Here is a 16,192-nt window from a genome sequence, read left to right on the forward strand (position 1 = left end):
CCCAACAACCTCCCCACCTACCCCTTCCAACACCACCGCTACTGGCTGGAAGGGCCCTCCGCGCAGGGCGATGCCACGAGCCTGGGCCTGGACACCCTGGACCATCCCTTCCTCAGCGCGGCCACCACCCTCGCCGACGGCGACACCCTGCTCCTCTCAGGACGGCTGTCACGCCGGCACCATGCCTGGCTGGTCGGTCACTCTGTCGACGACAACGCCCTGCTGCCCGCCACCGCCTACCTGGAGCTGGCCTTCCAGGCTGCCGGTTGGCTCGACTGCGGCAGCGTCGAGGAACTCACCCTGGAAGCACCGCTGTTCCTGCCCGAGCACGGTGGCGTCCGGCTCCAGGTGACCGTCGATCCCCCTGATGACGAGGGCCGGCGCGCGATCAGGGTGCACTCCCGACCGGACATTGCCGGCGACGGGACACTGGACGAGGAGGTCGTCTGGAGCCGTCACGCCGCCGGCGTGCTCGCCCCCGCCTCCGCACAAGCCGGTACCCCCCTGGAGGTATGGCCGCCGCCGGGTGCCGCGGAACTCGACGCCGATGGCCTCTATGAGCGGCTCGCGGATCTGGGCTACACGTACGGAGCCGCCTTCCAGAACCTGTGCGCGGCCTGGGCGCTGGACCACACCGTGTACAGCGAGGTGGAGCTCGCGCCCGAATACCATGCCGACGCCGCCCGTTTCGGGATACACCCCGCTCTGCTGGACTCGGCGCTTCACGCCATGGGGCTGGGGGACTACCTCGGCGAAGGCGTCCAGTTGCCGTTCACCTGGTCCGGAGCCTCCCTCCAGGCCACCGGTGCCACCACACTGCGTGTCGCCCTCGCCCCGGGTGAGGGCGGTGAGAACACCGTGACCTTGTCCGTCGCGGACCCCACAGGAGCACCGGTCGCCCGGATCGAACAGCTCACCCTGCGCCCCGCGCCGTCCGGCCGCCCGCCCGCCGGCCCCGTCCGCCAGGCGTCCGACGCGCTGTACGAGCTGGAGTGGGTCGAGGTCGCCGGGCCCGCCTCGGAGCCCACCGAAGCTCTCCCCCCGTACCGGCTCGCCGGGCCCGTCGGCCCGTTCGGCGACCTGCCGTCGCTGCTCGGCGCCCCCGTCGAGCGGGATGCCGAACTGACCCTGCTGCCGGTATGCGTGCCCGGGGACGGGGCCGGGAGCGGCGGCACACCGGCGGCGGTGGGCGCGGCCGTACAGGATCTGCTCGACCGGCTCCGTGACGTGCTGGCCGACGACGCAGACGACAACGGCCCGCTCGTGGTCCTCACACACCGTGCCGCGCCCGTCCTGCCGGGCGATTTCCCTGAGCTGGCGAACGCTCCGCTCCTTGGGCTGCTCCGGTCGGCGGCGACCGAAAACCCGGACCGGATCATCCTCGTCGACTTGGACGACGAGGCCGCCTCGCTGTGTGCACTGCCCGCCGCACTCGCCACCGGGGAACCTCAACTAGCCGTACGGGGCGGCGAGTTGAGAGTACCGAGGCTCACCAGGAGCGTTCCGGAAGCAGCGCTGGAGGTACCGGGGGACGGCTCCGCCTGGCGGCTGGAGACACCCGGAGGCTCGCCGGACGACCTGTGCGCGGCCCCGCACCCCGCAGCGGAGGCTCCGCTGTCACAAGGCCAGGTGCGGATCGCCGTACGCGCCGCCGGGCTGAACTTCCGGGACGTGCTGACCGCCCTGGGCATGGTCCCGGTCGGGGCACCGCTGGGCACAGAGGCCGCCGGCACTGTGCTGGAGACCGGCCCCGGGGTAGCCGATATCTCTGTCGGAGACCGGGTCTTCGGTCTGGTTCCCGGCTCGGTGGGCCCGATCGCCGTGGCAGACCGGCGGCTGATCGCACGGATCCCCGACGGATGGTCCTTTGCCCAGGCGGCCGGCGTACCGGCCGTGTTCACGACGGCCTATCACGGCCTGGTGGAGCTGGCCGACCTGCGGCCCGGCGAACGGCTGTTGATCCACTCCGCGGCCGGCGGCGTCGGGATGGCGGCACTGCAACTGGCCCGGCACCTCGGTGCGGAGGTTTTCGCCACCGCCAGTCCCGGCAAGTGGGGGGCGCTGCGCGCCCTGGGCCTCTCCGCCGGGCATCTCGCCTCCTCCCGGACCACGGACTTCGAGAGCGGCTTCCGTGCGGCCACCGGCGGCGAGGGCGTCGATGTCGTGCTCAACTCGCTGACGGGCGATTTCATCGACGCTTCACTCCGGCTGCTGCCGCGCGGCGGGCGGTTCGTCGAGATGGGTATCGCCGATCTGCGGGACCCCGAGGCGGTCGCTTCTGCGCATGAGGGCGTGTCCTACCACGCCTTCGAACTGCTGGAGATGGACGCCGAACGCGTCCAGGAAACACTGCGCCACGTGCTCGCCCTGTTCGAACGAGGGGTTCTGGAGCCGCTGCCGGTCAGTGCCTGGGACATTCGCCGGGCGCCCGCCGCCTTCCGTTATTTCAGCCAGGCGCGACAGGTCGGCAAGGTGGTGCTCACGGTACCGCCCGCCGACACGGACGACGGCACAGTGCTCATCACCGGCGGCACCGGCGCCCTCGGTGCCGCGCTTGCCCGCCATCTGGTCGCCGAACGGGGTGTCCGGCACCTGGTGCTGACCGGACGGCGCGGTGAGCGGGCCCCGGGAGCGGCAGAGCTCGGCGCCGCGCTCACCGAGCTCGGCGCCGACGTGCGTATCGAGGCGTGCGATGCCTCTGACCGCGAGGCACTCTTCCGGCTGCTCGGCTCGATCCCGCCGGAGCACCCGCTGACCGGGGTCGTCCACGCCGCGGGGGTACTGGACGACGGTGTGCTCGCCTCACTGACGCCGGAGAAGGTGACCGCTGTGCTCCGGCCGAAGGTGGATGCGGCCTGGCATCTGCACGAGCTGACACGCCATCTGGACCTGCGGTCCTTCGTCCTGTTCTCCTCGGCATCGGGTCTGCTCGGCGGTGCGGGACAGGCCAACTACGCGGCGGCGAACGTCTTCCTCGACGCGCTGAGCCGGCACCGCCGGGGCCTCGGCCTGCCGTCGACCTCGCTGGCGTGGGGCATGTGGGAACAGTCCAGCGGCATGACGGGACATCTGGCTGAGGCCGACCAGGAGCGGATCAGCCGGGGCGGGCTGCTCCCCATGTCCGTGCCCGAGGGCCTGGCCCTTTGGGACGCGGCCCTCGCCGCGGACCGGCCTCTGCTCGTTCCGGCCCCGCTGGACCGTGCGGCCTTGCGTGCCCAGGCCGAGGAGGGCACGGTTCCCGCGATGCTCCGCTCCGTGGTACGGGCTCGCGCGGTGCGGCGCGCCGCCCAGGGAACGCAGGTCTCGGCGGTCCCGCTCGCTGATCGGCTGGGGACCCTGCTTCCTGCCGAGCGCGAGCAACTGCTGCTCTCTCTGGTCCGCGACCAGGTCGCGGCGGTACTGGGGCATGTGGAGGCAGACGACATCGCTGCCGAACGAGCGTTCAAGGAGATCGGCTTCGACTCGCTCACCTCGGTGGAACTGCGCAACCGCATCGGGGCAGCCTCGGGGCTGCGGCTACCGACGACCCTGGCGTTCGACTTCCCGACCCCGGCCGCGCTGGCCGGTCACCTCCTCGCCCAGCTGGCCCCGCAGAACACAGCGGATCACTCCGCGGACCTTGAGCGGCTGCTGGCCGGAATCTCCGTGGACAGCGAGGACTTCCCTGCGATCAGGGACCGCTTGCGCGCCGCGCTGTGGCAGTGGGACGAGGCCGTCTCGTGGTCGGGCGACGGTGGGGACCAGGGCGCCGGGACGGCGAGCGATCTGTTCGAAGCGACCGACGCGGAGCTGTTCCAGGCCCTCGACGAGGAACTCGAAGCGCCCTGATCGCAGGAGCGCCCCCCGGCCCGCCCCGTCAACCGATCAACCCATCGAGAGGAGAGTGCGGCTGCCATGAACACCGAAGACAAACTGCGCGACTACCTGAAGCGGACGACGGCCGATCTGCGCCAGGCCCGTCGGCGCGTCAAGGAACTGGAACACAGGGATCACGAACCGATCGCGATCGTGTCGATGGGATGCCGGTTCCCGGGAGGAGCCGACTCACCGGAAGCACTCTGGCACCTGGTGCGGGAGGGTACCGACGCGGTGTCCGCGTTCCCGGAGAACCGGGGCTGGGACGTGGAAGCCCTGTACGACCCTGACCCGGACCGGCCTGGCACGACCTACACCCGGGAAGGGGGCTTTCTGGACAGCGCGGGAGAGTTCGACGCCGCGTTCTTCGGAATGGGCCCCCGCGAGGCGGTCGCCACCGACCCCCAACACCGGCTGCTGCTGGAGTTGTCGTGGGAGACCTTCGAACGGGCAGGCATCGCTCCCGGGTCACTGCGGGGCAGCCGTACGGGGGTCTTCGCCGGGGTGGTGTCACAGGCGTACGTTCCCCCTCCCGGTCGGGTGCCCGACGGCTTCGAGGGACACTTGATGACGGGGAACGCCACCAGCGTCGCCTCCGGCCGGATCGCCTACCACCTGGGGCTCGAAGGTCCGGCAATCACCATCGATACGGCGTGTTCCTCTTCGCTGGTGGCCATGCACCTGGCGGCCCAGGCGCTGCGCCGCGGCGAGTGCGACCTGGCGCTGGCCGGCGGCGTGACGGTGATGGCGACGCCCGTCCTGCTGGTGGAGTTCAGCCGCCAGCGGGGGCTGGCGCCGGATGCCCGCTGCAAGGCATTCTCCGCGGACGCCGACGGCACGGGATTCGCGGAGGGCGCGGGTCTGGTCCTGCTGGAGCGGCTCTCCGACGCCCGGCGGGCCGGGCGTCGGATCCATGCCGTGCTGCGCGGCTCGGCGACCAACCAGGACGGCGCCAGCAATGGGTTGACCGCGCCCCACGGCCCCGCCCAGGAACGCGTCATCCGACAGGCCCTGGCCGATGCCCGCCTCACCCCGCAGCACGTGGACGCGGTCGAGGCGCACGGTACGGGGACGACACTCGGCGATCCGATCGAGGCCCACGCGCTTCTTGCGACCTACGGACAGGACAGGCCGGATGACAGGCCGTTGCACCTGGGGTCGTTGAAGTCCAACATCGGACACACCCAGGCCGCAGCGGGCGCCGCGGGCGTCATCAAGATGGTGATGGCGATGCGCAACGGTCTTCTCCCCAGGACCTTGCACGCCGAGGAGCCGTCCCCGCACGTGGACTGGTCGTCGGGAGCGGTTTCGCTGCTCACCGAAGCGCGGCCCTGGCTCCCTGACGGCCGGCCCCGGCGGGCCGGCGTCTCCTCGTTCGGCATCAGCGGCACCAACGCGCACGTCATCCTCGAAGAGTTCTCCGACACCGCCCCCGCCTCGGCCTCATCCTCGCCGCACGACATGCCCGCCCCCTGGGCGCTGTCGGGTGCGACGGAGTCGGCTTTGCGCACCGGGGCCGGATACCTGCTGGAACACCTCGCCGAGCATCCCGGCCTCACACAGGCCGAGGTGGGACACGCGCTGGCTGTGCGGCGTACGGCGTTCCCGAAGCGGGCCGTCGTCCTGTCGGGCACCCGCGAGGAGCAGTTGGAGGGCCTGGCCGCGCTGGCGTCCGGCAGCCCGGCACCGCGCGCGGTGCGGGGTACCGCGGCGGAGCGGCTGACCACCGCGTATCTCTTCACCGGGCAGGGAAGCCAGTGGGCCGGCATGGGCCATGAGCTGTATTCCTCGCACGCGGCCTTCGCGGCGTCTCTCGACGAGGTCTGCGAGGCGTTCGACGGGTTGCTGCCGCACCAGCTGAGAAAGATCCTCTTCGCGCGTCCGAACAGCCCGGAGGCGGAGTTGCTGGACCGTACCGAGTACGCGCAGCCCGCGCTGTTCGCCGTCGAGACCGCGCTCTTCCGTCTGCTGGGCGAGTTGGCGCCCGAACCGGACTGGGTCGCCGGGCACTCACTCGGCGGCCTGACGGCGGCGCACGCCTCGGGTGTCCTGTCTTTGGCAGACGCCTGTGCGCTGGTCGCCGCGCGCGGTCGGCTGATGCAGGCGCAGCCGGACGAGGGTGTGATGGTCGCCTGCGAAGCCACGGAGGAGGAGATGGCCGAGGCGGTGTCCCGCCACCCGGGACTGGTGGACATAGCGGCGGTCAACGGGCCTTCCGCCACGGTGGTCTCAGGTGAAGCGGCGGCGGTGGCCAAGGTCGCAGGGGCCTTCTCGGAGCGTGGGCGCAGGGTCAAGGCCCTCCAGGTGAGTCATGCCTTCCACTCCCCCGACATGGACGGCGCGCTGGCCCCGTATCGCGAAGTGGTGGCGGCGCTCGCCTTCCACCCGCCCCGCATCCCGGTCGTCTCGGAGGTCACCGGCGTCCAGCTCACCCCCGACGAACTCCGGCAGCCGGACTACTGGGTCCGCCAGTTACGCTCCACGGTCCGCTTCGGCGACGTGGTCGCCGCGCTGACTTCCGCCAGGGTGACCGCCTATGTCGAGATCGGTCCGGACGCCGTTCTCGCGCCGATGGCCGCGTCCTGCCTGCCGTCGTCGGGGCCTGTCGTGGTGCCCACGTTGGTACGCGAACAACCGGCGGACGCCGCCCTGTCCACGGCCCTGGCACGACTGCACTGCGCCGGGGGCGCGATCAACTGGGACGCCTGGTTCGGGCGCCCGGCCGGGCCGCACGCGGAGCTGCCGACCTATCCCTTCGAGCGGCAGCACTACTGGTGGCCCACCGGCACGCTCACGGCCGGGGACGCGGTCCCGGAAGCTCTCGACGAGTCCGGTGCGACCGCTGCGGCCCACTCCGGAGCAGACTCGGGGGACAGTCTGCTGGACCTGGTCCGCATCCATGCCGCCCACGTTCTCGGGCATCCCTCTCCCGATGCGATCGCGGCTGAGGACAACTTCGTGGACATCGGATTCTCGTCGTTCACCGCGCTGGAGGTGCGCAACCGGCTCTGCGAGTCCACCGGTCTCGAACTGTCCCCCGTGCTGCTCTTCGACTACCCGACGCCGATGTCCGTGGCCGAGTTCCTCGAACAGCAGTCCGTCGCCTGACATAAGGCCCAGGAGCAGGTGCCGTTCCGGGGGTGGCGGGCAGCTACCGTGCAAGCTGATCCCCAGCTGTGCAATCCGGATATCGATCAAGGGCCGGGGCCTGGCGGAGCGGCCGGAGACGAGTCACGTACCGCTTCAGCCAGCGTCTCGACAATCCGTGCCGCAGGGCGCCGCAGAGTACTGACTGCGCTGCAGAAGCCCTCGGCGACGAGCGCCTGCTGGGGCAGCTTGCGGCCTGCCGCTCGGAGTGGTCCTCCGCCCTCACCAAGCCGGCCGACACAGCCGGGGGGACAGCCAGTTCGACGATACGTACGGATGGCCGCTGCCAGATCTCGCGGCCCGCTCTCCAGCCCGAGCCCCGGCAGCTACCGCTCCGGCCGCGCCGAACCCGGCGTCGTCTCCCGGCCGGCGAGGCGTGATCGGGCCGTCACTGGCCTCCCGCCGGAACGGGAGCAGACCCGGTGGTTCCGCGGTCGTCGCCGGGCTGCCGGGGAGACGACGCGGGGATGGCGTTGTCGATGAGGACGGCGGCGATGGCGGCGGCGGTGGGGAAGGATTCGCTGTTGAGGACCCGGGTGCGGGCCGAGGCGCCGTCGATGAGCAGGGCCAGTTGTTCGCCGAGTTGTTCGGGGTCGGTGGCGCCGGCTTCGCGGGCGGTTTCGGTGAGCCGCGCGGCGATGGTGCTCTTGTAGTCGCGTGCGTACTGGGACGCGGGGTGCTGGGGGTCGTGGAGTTCGACGGCCGCCGCGATGTAGGGGCACAGGGGCATGGACGCGGGCATCTCGAAGGCGGCGAGGAGTCGTTCGCGGGGTGTGAGGTCGGTGCGGTCGAACACTCCGGGCATGACGTCGGGATCGAATCGGCGCAGGTATTCGGCGACGAGTTCGTCCTTGCTGGGGAAGTGCTGGTAGGCGGTGCGCTTGGACACCTGGGCCACGGCGCAGAGTTGGTCCATCCCGGTGCGGTTGATGCCCTGGTCGCGGAACAGCTGCTGTGACGCACTGAGGATGCGCTCACGTGCGCCCCTGCCGCGGCGCCGGCCCAGGGGGCCCTTCTCCAACTCCGTCATGCCTCCAGCCTAGACCGTTCGGTACGGACCGGTCTACATATGCCTGGACCGTGCACCCTCCGCGATGACGGAGATTCCGCAGGGTGCGAGCGGTCCGGTGCTCGTCGGTGCGTCATGGCGCACCGGGCGTCCCACGGCGGAGTCGGTACCGACCGGTGTACGTAGCTTGCGCTCCGGTCAGCCCCCGGATACGTTACGTACACAGCTTGGTATATGTAAGACCGAACTGCTTCGGACAGCCATCAATGCAACGGAGTGATCGTGGGAAAGCTCGATGGCAAGGTAGCGGTGATCACCGGCGGATCCACCGGCATGGCACTGGCCGGCGCCCAACTGTTCGTCGAGGAAGGAGCGCACGTCTTCATCCAGGCCCGGCGGCAGGAAGCACTGGATGACGCGGTCAAGCTGATCGGCCGCAACGTCACCGCCGTCCAGGGGGACGCGGCCGAACTGGACGACCTGGACCGCTTGTACGACACCGTGAGGCGGGAAAAGGGCTCGATCGACGTGCTGTGGGCCAGCGCCGGGACGGGCGAACCCGCCGTCCTCGGCGAGATCACCGAGGAACAGTTCCACCGCGCCTTCTGGCTCAACGCACGCGGCACCCTGTTCACCGTGCAGAAGGCATTGCCGCTGATCAACGACAACGGCTCGGTCCTCATGACCGGATCCAACGCCTCCCTCGGCGCCTTCCCCGGCTGGAGCCTCTACGCGGGAAGCAAAGCCCTCCAGCAGGCATGGGCCCGCGTCTGGCTCAACGAACTGCGCGACCGCAAGATCCGGGTCAACGTCCTGACCCCCGGCCAGGTCGCCACCGCCAAACAGGAAGAGCTGTTCGACGAGGAGACCAAGGCCGCGTTCGAATCCCTCATCCCCCGCGGAAAGATGGGCCGCCCCGAAGAAATCGCCACCGTCGCCCTGTTCCTCGCCTCCGACGACTCCAGTTACGTCAACGGCCTGGAACTGGTCACCGACGGCGGCACCACCGCCATCTGACCCACGCCAGGAACGCCGCGGACACACCCCACAACAACCCGGTCGCCACCACGAACTGATCTCGGACGCGGACATCCGCGACATCCGAAGTGTTGCGCGGGCGTCACCGAATCCGCGTGCCGTCGATGGTTCGTGAGCGGGACAGCGCGACACCTCGTGAACAGGAAGAGAGCACACCTCATGAGCAGCATCACCCTCATAGGCACGGGGAACATGGCCCGTACCCTCGGCACGCTCGCGGTGGCGGGCGGCAACACCGTCGAGGTCATGGGACGCGATCAGTCCAAGGCCGATGACCTGGCCAAGGCTCTGGGCGGCGGCGCGACGACGGGCAAGTGGGGCGCCGTCCCTGCCGGGGACATCGTCATCACGGCCCTGTTGTACGACGGTGTCGTCCCGGTCGTCGCCGAGTACGGAGACGCCCTCGCGGGCAAGGTCATCGTCGACATCAGCAACCCCTTCAACGCCACGTTCGACGGACTGGCCCACAGCGAAGAGACCTCGATCGCGCAGGAAGTCGCCAAGGTGGCCCCGGCCGGCGCCGACGTGGTGAAGGCGTTCAACACCATCTTCCGCAACGTCCTGGAGAAGGGCCGGCCCAACGTCCTCATCGCCGGCGACAACGCGCAGGCCAAGGCGGGCGTGGCGGCATTCATCGAGAGCCTCGGGCTGCGCCCGCTGGACGTCGGCGGCCTGAAAATGGCGCACTGGCTGGAAGGAGTGGGCGTGGTAACGGTGGGCCTCGCCAGCAACGGGGTTGGCCACTGGGACTTCGCCCTCGGCGTCAACGAATTCACCGGCTGAGCGCCCGGGGGCGGGCAGTCGGCGGACAGGGCGTCCATGTATGCGTGATCGGGCTCGGCCCCGACATCCCCGCCCCCCAGCACCCAAAGGTCGCCCGCCCCCTGCGTAACGCCATCGAGATCGAGGACGTGTGGTTCCGCTACGGACACGGCCTGCCCTGGGTGCTGCGGGGCGTGAGCCTGCGGATCGAGGCAGGCGGGCCATCGCGCTCGTGGGAGTCAACGGTTCCGGTAAGTCGACTCTGGTCAAGCTGCTATGCCGGTTCTACGACCCGACCCGGGGCCGGATCCTGTGGGACGGCACCGACCTGCGGGACATCCCGCCCAGTGAACTCCGCGAGCGCATCGCCGCCACCTTCCAGGAACCCATGCGCCATGACCTCAGCGCGAGGGAGAACATTGGGATAGGCGAACTCAGCGCTCGTGTTGTCGGGCGGGCAGTGGCAGCGCATAGGGCTCGCGCGGCTGTTCCTGCGCGCCGACGCGGACCTGCTGGTCCTGGACGAACCCACATCGCGCCTCGATCCCGACGCCGGGTACGAGATCCGCACTCGGCTCCGGACGCATCGGGCCGGGCGGACCAGCGTGCTGATCTCTCACCGGCTGAGCGCGGTCAGGGACGCGGACACCATCGCGGTGCTGGAGGACGGCCGGATCACCGAACGCGGCGACCATCGGCGACTCATCGCCCAACAGGGTACGTACCACCGGTTGTTCACTCGCCAGTCCCGCAACTACCGCGAAGAAGTCACGCCGGTGCCGGACAAGACGGACCCGTACGGTGACGAGGCTGCGCTTGCCGGCGGCGGCCTCGGCGCCTGAGCCTCCATGTGCCCGGAAGGAGCCTACGTGCCCACCGCTTTGACCACTGCCGCAGCAATCGTGGCCCTGATGACGCTCGCCGCCTTCCTGGTACGAAGGACGTGCGTTCTCCTCGATGTCACCGGCACCAGCATGCCGCCCACCTACCGCGACGGGGACCGGCTGCCGGCAGTCAAGGCACCCACAAGGCTCATACGCCGAGGGGCAGTCGTCGCGATCCGGCTACGCACAGGCCCCGGCTCCCACGACGTGGAAGACACCATCGAGGGCCACCCCGTGGCCACCTGCGTGCTCAACCGTGTCGTGGCCCTCCCCTGGGACGACGTGTCGCACCACCTGCGCCTCACGAACCCACCGCATGCCACACCCCCCGCTCCCCTGCCCCGCATCGTGCCCCTTGGTCACGTGTTCGTACCCGGTGACCACCGTGAGGTCAGCCGCGACTCCCGCCACAAGGGGCCCGTCCCTTTGGACCAGATCACCGGGGTGGTGCTGTGCGGGATCCGCCAGTCGGTCGTCTGGGGACATTCGAGACCCTGCGGCCATGCGGACACCGGGTGCACACCCGGTGCTGACGCGCGGTCAGATCCCGTGAGGCCGGCTGCCGACGGCGTCGGCAGCGGTGGGGGCGGGGCGCAGACGCCGGGCGAGGAGGACGCCGCTCAGGGCGAGGGCTCCGGTGAGGGCGAAGATGCCGAACAGTGCGGTGCGGATGTCGGCGTCGTAGTGCTGTGCGATGGCGATGGCCGCGCCGCCCAGACCGGCGATCAGGCCGGTGGCGAGGGTCTGCGCGAGCTGCAGTGCCCCGCTGACCTCGCCCTGCCGCTCGGCGGGTGCCTGCTCCATGGTGTCGGTGGTCGCGGCGTTGAACCCGATGCCCATGCCGATGCCTCCGATTCCCCAGCCCACCACGGCGATCCAGGACGGTACGGCCTCGACGAGGATGGCCAGGGCGATCACCGCGACACCGGCCAGCAGGACGACGAAGCCGAGGGCGACGCTGCCGGTGCGGCTGCCCTGGTTCCTGCCGTCCCGTTTCGCCTGGAGCGCCGAGCCCACCACCCAGGTGATCGCGCCTGCGGACAGTCCGAGACCGGCCTGGGCTGCGCTCACGCCGTGCAGTTCCTGGAGGCCGAGAGGCAGGAACGCCTCGCTGCCGAAGTAGACGCCGCAGAGGAGGCCGCGGATCACGATGCCGGCGCCGGGCCCTGGGCGCGCGCCGAGAGTGCCCTTCGGTGTCACCTGACGCAGCGCCGGCACGGCGATGGCCACACCCAGCAGGGCGAGCGGGACGAGCAGCGCGAAGTTCTTCAGCAGCAGCGCCTGGAGAAGGAGGCCGGTACCCGCGGTGAGCAGGACGGCGCCGGTCAGCGGCCCCTTCCACCAGGGCAGCGCGGGAACGCCGGCCGGTGCGGGAACGGCTCCCGGTACGGCGCCCGCGTTCCGGGGACGGTTGAGCTTGCGCAGCCCAGGAAGGGTCAGTACGGCGGCGATGGCGATGAGCGGCAGCATGAGCAGGAAGACCGCACGCCAGGTGGTGGCGTCCGCGAGTGTGCCGGCGAGGACGGGGCCGATGAGCGAGGGGATCGTCCACGCGGACGAGAGCAGCGCGAACATGCGGGCCCGCAGGTCCTGGGGGTACGCCAGTCCGATCACCGTGTACGCCACGGCCATCACGGCGCCGACGCCGAGGCCCTGCGCGAACCGGCCCAGCAGGAACAGTGGCCAGGACGTGGCCGCTCCCGCCACAGCACAGCCCAGCGCGAAGACGGCCATGCCCGTCATGGCAGCACGCCACGGGCCGACCCGGTCGGCGGACCGTCCCGCGAGGACGGTGCCGATGATGTTGGCGAGCATCAGCGCGGACAGGCCCCAGCCGTAGGCCCCCAGACCGTCCAGCTTCCGGGCGATGTCGGGCAGGACGGTGGCCACACCGAGTGACTCGAACGCGACCATGCCGACCGACAGGACGACGCCTAACGTGAGGGTCCTGTAAGGGCCGGCGAAGACGCTCTCCGTCGGCTTCGGTTCCGTGGCGGCCGATGGTGCGGGGCGGTCGCCTGGTCCCTCCGTCGCCTCGTCGACATGCTGAGACATGGCGGTCACTCCTCGCGAGATATTTCCGTTCCGTATTGGAACGGAACGGAAGCATATCTATACTGGCGCGATGGTGAACACCCCGAACGGCACCCCGGCAGGCGCGCGACCGGCCGCCAGGCAGCGCTCCGGAAGGCCGCGGGACGAACGTATCGACGCGGCCGTACCCAAGGCTGTGATGGAGATCCTCAGCGAAACGGGCTACGCCAACCTGACACTTGAGGCGGTCGCCGCCCGTGCGGGTACGAGCAAGCCGGCCCTGCGCCGCCGCTGGCAGTCCCGTCAGCACCTCGTCGTCGACGCTCTCGCCACGACGATCGGCACCCAGCCCACCCCGGACACCGGGTGCACGCACTGCGACCTCATCGCCGGGATCGGCACCCTCAGCCAGGCGTTCACCACCACGGTGGGGCGGCGCACGCTGCCAGCCCTGGTCGCGGACCTCGCCGACGACCCGGAGCTGGAATCGGCGTTCCTCGACAAGTTCTTCCACCCGCGCCGCGCCTCCACGGCCGAGGCTCTGCGGCGCGGGATCCAGCGGGGGGACATCCGCGCCGACGCCGACATCGACCTGCTCCTGGACATGCTGGCCTCGACCACGTACTACCGGGTGCTCTTCGCCCACCTTCCCGTCACGGCCACGCTCGCGGAAGACGTGGTCAAGCTGGTCCTCGGCGGGGTGGCCACCGAGCAGTGGCGCGTCCGGAGCGGGGGCGTGGACGGTACCTGACCGCGGGTCAACATTCGGGTGCGCCGGGGTCGCCCGGCTACAAGGCGAGGAAGTGCTGCTTTGCTCAGCCGAGACGTCGAACTGTCCGCCCTGGGAAGGGTGCTGGCATCCGCGGCTTCCGGAATGGGAGCCAGCCTTCTCCTGGAAGGCGGTATCGGCGCCGGTAAGTCCCATCTGGTGCGCGCCGCGCTGAGAGCCGCCCGGAGCAGAGGGTTCGAGGTGATGTTCGCCCGCGCTCTCCAGGCCGAACGGGCCCTGCCGTACGGCCTGCAGCAACAGGTCCACGACCAGTTACCCGGTGCCGTCTCCCCCGTATGCGCGGCGGAAGCGGGCGGAGCGGCCCCGGGCCACGCGGCCACGCTCCCTACGCACCGTCTCGTCGCCGAGCTCCCCGCGCGGGCTCCGTTGCTGAGGGTCGTGGACAACCCCCAATGGGCCGACGCGCACTCGCTCCACTGGTTCGGCCGGTTCATGAACAGCCTCGAAGGCCGGCCTGTCGCCCTCGTCGCGACCCTGGCGTGGGACCACTCCGAAGTGAAGAACGCCGACCAACGGCCCGTCGGCACCGCGTCGTTGGCCGACGTGGCCTCCGAGTTCCACCGGCGCGAGGTGCTTCAGGGCCTGAACGCCGACAGCGTCGGCTATCTGCTGGCATCCGCCTTCGGCGAACCGCTGGACACGGAGCTTGTACGCGCCTGCCACGAGGCCACCGGCGGCAATCCCCTGCTGGTGCGGGCCCTCCTGCGCGAAATGCGGCGCAGCGGAATCGGTCCGGCCGATCTGTCCGCCGGGCGCATCGCCGAGCTCGGCTCGGCCGAGGTCGCGGAGATGCTCGTCGCCCGGTTCGAGGAGTGGTTCCCCGAGGTCGGCAGGGCCCTCGACCTCATCGCCGTCATGAACCGTGTCGAGTCCTCGCACGTGGTCGCCGAACTGGTCGGTATCCCCAGCGGGGTGGCTGCCGACGTACTCCATACCCTCGTCCGCTGCGGAGTCCTGGACGAGACCCCGGCGGGCACCGGATTCAGCCGGCCGATGATCCGCACGTCGTTCCTCACCGCGATGCCTCCCAGTGAGCGCGCCCGGCTGCATGCCGAGGCCGCCAAAGCTCTGCACGGCATGGCCGCTCCCCGCAGCGAGATCACCGCACACCTGCTCCGTTCCGCGCCGGTGGCCGAACCCTGGTCCTGCCGGCTGCTCATCGACATGGCCGACAACGCACGTGCCGAGGGCGACCTGAAGAGGGCCAGGGCCTGCCTGGAGCGCGGCTCGGAAGAGTGCGGGCCGGGAGAGGAACCGGGACTGCTGCGGCGGCTGGGCCACGTCGAACTCGCCGAGGACCCCGCTGCCGCAGTCGCCGTGCTCCACCGCACTCTGGGCCTTGCCCCCGAGCCCGACGAACGGCGGGCCGTCGCACTCGTCGACCTGGCGCAGGCCATCTGCCTGACCGGCGATGTCGCTGCGGCTCTTCGGGTCATGGAGAACGAGGTGGCGGACTTCGAACGTGCCTCTGCGGACAAGGAGTTAAGCGCCGGGATCTCCGCCGTAAGCGGCCTGCTCACCCTGCTCGACGGCAAAAGCACACAGCGGACGCCCGCAACGGTGCTCACGGAGGCCACCGCCATCCCCTGGATCCGGCGCTCCCGCGCCGCCCTGTCGGCCGTGTGCGCCCAATGGGACGGTGAGCGGCGCGAGGAGGCGGTACGGCATGCCCGGCTCGGACTCAGCGAGCCGGTCGAATCCGTCAACGCCCATGCCGCCGTACGTCTCGCACTCCTCCTTGTCCTGTCACGCGCGGGCGAGCACGAGGAGGCGGCGAAAGCGTGCGGCACGATCCTGAGCAAGGCGACGGCCGAGGGTTCCGGCAGCGTGACGGCGCTGGCCCTCGCGGTGCTCACGGAGTGCGCCTTCCGGACGGGCCGCCTCCAGGAGGCCGAGGACGCGGGCCGCGAGGCACTGGAGTACGGACCCGGCCGCCACTGGCTCGGATCCGCACAGGCCCGCTGCCGGCTGGGCGGTACCCTCCTCGAATCCGGCGACCTCGAAGGCGCCCAGCGACTGCTTCTCGACGACAGACCCCACACCCCCGACGTGCTGGTTCCCGCGCTGTTGTTCCACCGGGGGCGGCTTCAGGTCGCGGTGGGCCGGGCCGAAGCGGGCCTGGCCGACCTGGAGGAGTGCGGCCGTCAACTGCGGGCGCGTGGCTGGTCGAACCCCGCCGCGTACCCCTGGCGCTCCGAAGCCGCTCTGACCTACGCGCACCTCGGCAACCACGCCGTCGCCGAGCGGCTGCTCCAGGAGGAGCTGGAGCTGGCCCGCGGCTGGGGTGCGCCGGACGCCATCGGCAGAGCCTTGCGGGTACTCGGCCTGCTCACCCGTGGCGACGGGAGAGCAGCGGTCCTGGGAGAAGCTGTCGGCTTCCTCCGGGAGTCCGGCGCCGCCCTCGACGAGGCCCGCGCCCTGCGCGACCTGGGGCCGCGAGCTGCTGCGCACGGGCACCGCCCGGCAGGCTCGGGAGCATCTGCGTGCGGCCATGGGAATGGCCGAGAAGAGCGGCGCTCATGTGCTCGTCCGTGAGCTGGGCCAGGGCACGGGGAAGAGGCGCCCGCTCGTAGCGCTGCCCTCTTCGGGGTGTCATCGGCGGCGGCCGATGCGGGGAAGGGACGCCGGACGTGACGCGGTACGGGCGCGGACGTTGAGCGCGGCTCGCTCGCG

At 70.8% G+C, this 16,192-nt stretch carries 8 protein-coding genes and 2 pseudogenes; 8 read left to right on the plus strand and 2 right to left on the minus strand.

Annotated features, from left to right (window positions below; all coding sequences use genetic code 11):
• Together NMN56_RS19740 and NMN56_RS19745 are read left to right on the plus strand one after the other, a co-directional pair.
• The coding region (locus NMN56_RS19740; RefSeq protein ID WP_283742498.1) for an SDR family NAD(P)-dependent oxidoreductase at nucleotides 1-3,828 on the plus strand (3,828 nt) is incomplete at its 5' end.
• Nucleotides 3,829-3,894: 66 nt separating this feature from the next.
• Nucleotides 3,895-6,963, plus strand: a complete 3,069-nt coding sequence (locus tag NMN56_RS19745; RefSeq protein WP_274045953.1) for a type I polyketide synthase — start codon at nucleotides 3,895-3,897, stop codon at nucleotides 6,961-6,963.
• A 427-nt stretch (nucleotides 6,964-7,390) separates the two neighbouring features.
• On the opposite strand, the gene NMN56_RS19750 is transcribed toward NMN56_RS19745, so the two are convergent.
• Nucleotides 7,391-8,032, minus strand: a complete 642-nt coding sequence (locus NMN56_RS19750) for a TetR/AcrR family transcriptional regulator (RefSeq protein WP_274045952.1) — start codon at nucleotides 8,030-8,032, stop codon at nucleotides 7,391-7,393.
• Nucleotides 8,033-8,293: 261 nt separating this feature from the next.
• Here NMN56_RS19750 and NMN56_RS19755 point away from each other — a divergent pair, with 261 nt between their 5' ends.
• From NMN56_RS19755 to NMN56_RS43260, 4 genes and pseudogenes are all read left to right on the plus strand, one after another.
• The gene (locus NMN56_RS19755) at nucleotides 8,294-9,028 is read left to right on the plus strand and encodes an SDR family NAD(P)-dependent oxidoreductase (protein WP_274045951.1); all 735 of its coding nucleotides are present in this window, start codon (nucleotides 8,294-8,296) and stop codon (nucleotides 9,026-9,028) included.
• Between the two features lie 180 nt (nucleotides 9,029-9,208).
• Nucleotides 9,209-9,832 (plus strand): NADPH-dependent F420 reductase, encoded by a 624-nt coding sequence (locus tag NMN56_RS19760; RefSeq protein ID WP_274045950.1) that lies wholly within the window; start codon nucleotides 9,209-9,211, stop codon nucleotides 9,830-9,832.
• 211 nt (nucleotides 9,833-10,043) lie between these two features.
• Nucleotides 10,044-10,653, plus strand: a pseudogene (locus NMN56_RS19765) (ATP-binding cassette domain-containing protein).
• A gap of 132 nt (nucleotides 10,654-10,785) precedes the next feature.
• Nucleotides 10,786-11,133 (plus strand): annotated as a pseudogene (locus tag NMN56_RS43260) (S26 family signal peptidase); the annotation flags it as partial.
• Nucleotides 11,134-11,235: 102 nt separating this feature from the next.
• On the opposite strand, the gene NMN56_RS19770 reads toward NMN56_RS43260, so the two are convergent.
• Nucleotides 11,236-12,750: an MFS transporter gene (locus NMN56_RS19770; RefSeq protein ID WP_274045949.1), complete on the minus strand. Its 1,515-nt coding sequence runs from the start codon at nucleotides 12,748-12,750 to the stop codon at nucleotides 11,236-11,238.
• Nucleotides 12,751-12,820: 70 nt separating this feature from the next.
• On the opposite strand from NMN56_RS19770, the gene NMN56_RS19775 reads away from it, so the two are divergent.
• Together NMN56_RS19775 and NMN56_RS19780 are read left to right on the plus strand one after the other, a co-directional pair.
• Nucleotides 12,821-13,480 carry a TetR/AcrR family transcriptional regulator gene (locus NMN56_RS19775; protein ID WP_274045948.1) on the plus strand — a complete coding sequence of 220 codons (660 nt, stop codon included), beginning with the start codon at nucleotides 12,821-12,823 and terminating at the stop codon, nucleotides 13,478-13,480.
• A gap of 18 nt (nucleotides 13,481-13,498) precedes the next feature.
• Complete coding sequence (locus NMN56_RS19780) at nucleotides 13,499-16,054, plus strand: AAA family ATPase (RefSeq protein ID WP_280842882.1); 2,556 nt, start codon at nucleotides 13,499-13,501, stop codon at nucleotides 16,052-16,054.
• Nucleotides 16,055-16,192 lie beyond the last annotated feature (138 nt).

Origin of the sequence: Streptomyces iconiensis, assembly GCF_028657195.3 — a bacterium.
Classification (GTDB): domain Bacteria; phylum Actinomycetota; class Actinomycetes; order Streptomycetales; family Streptomycetaceae; genus Streptomyces; species Streptomyces iconiensis.

What these genes read in the sequence shown, in the direction of transcription:
- NMN56_RS19745 (WP_274045953.1), top strand. Translation starts at nt 3,895, where the DNA reads ATGAACACCGAAGACAAACTGCGCGACTACCTGAAGCGGACGACGGCC.
- NMN56_RS19760 (WP_274045950.1), top strand. Translation starts at nt 9,209, where the DNA reads ATGAGCAGCATCACCCTCATAGGCACGGGGAACATGGCCCGTACCCTC.
- NMN56_RS19770 (WP_274045949.1), bottom strand. Translation starts at nt 12,750, where the DNA reads ATGTCTCAGCATGTCGACGAGGCGACGGAGGGACCAGGCGACCGCCCC.
- NMN56_RS19750 (WP_274045952.1), bottom strand. Translation starts at nt 8,032, where the DNA reads ATGACGGAGTTGGAGAAGGGCCCCCTGGGCCGGCGCCGCGGCAGGGGC.
- NMN56_RS19775 (WP_274045948.1), top strand. Translation starts at nt 12,821, where the DNA reads ATGGTGAACACCCCGAACGGCACCCCGGCAGGCGCGCGACCGGCCGCC.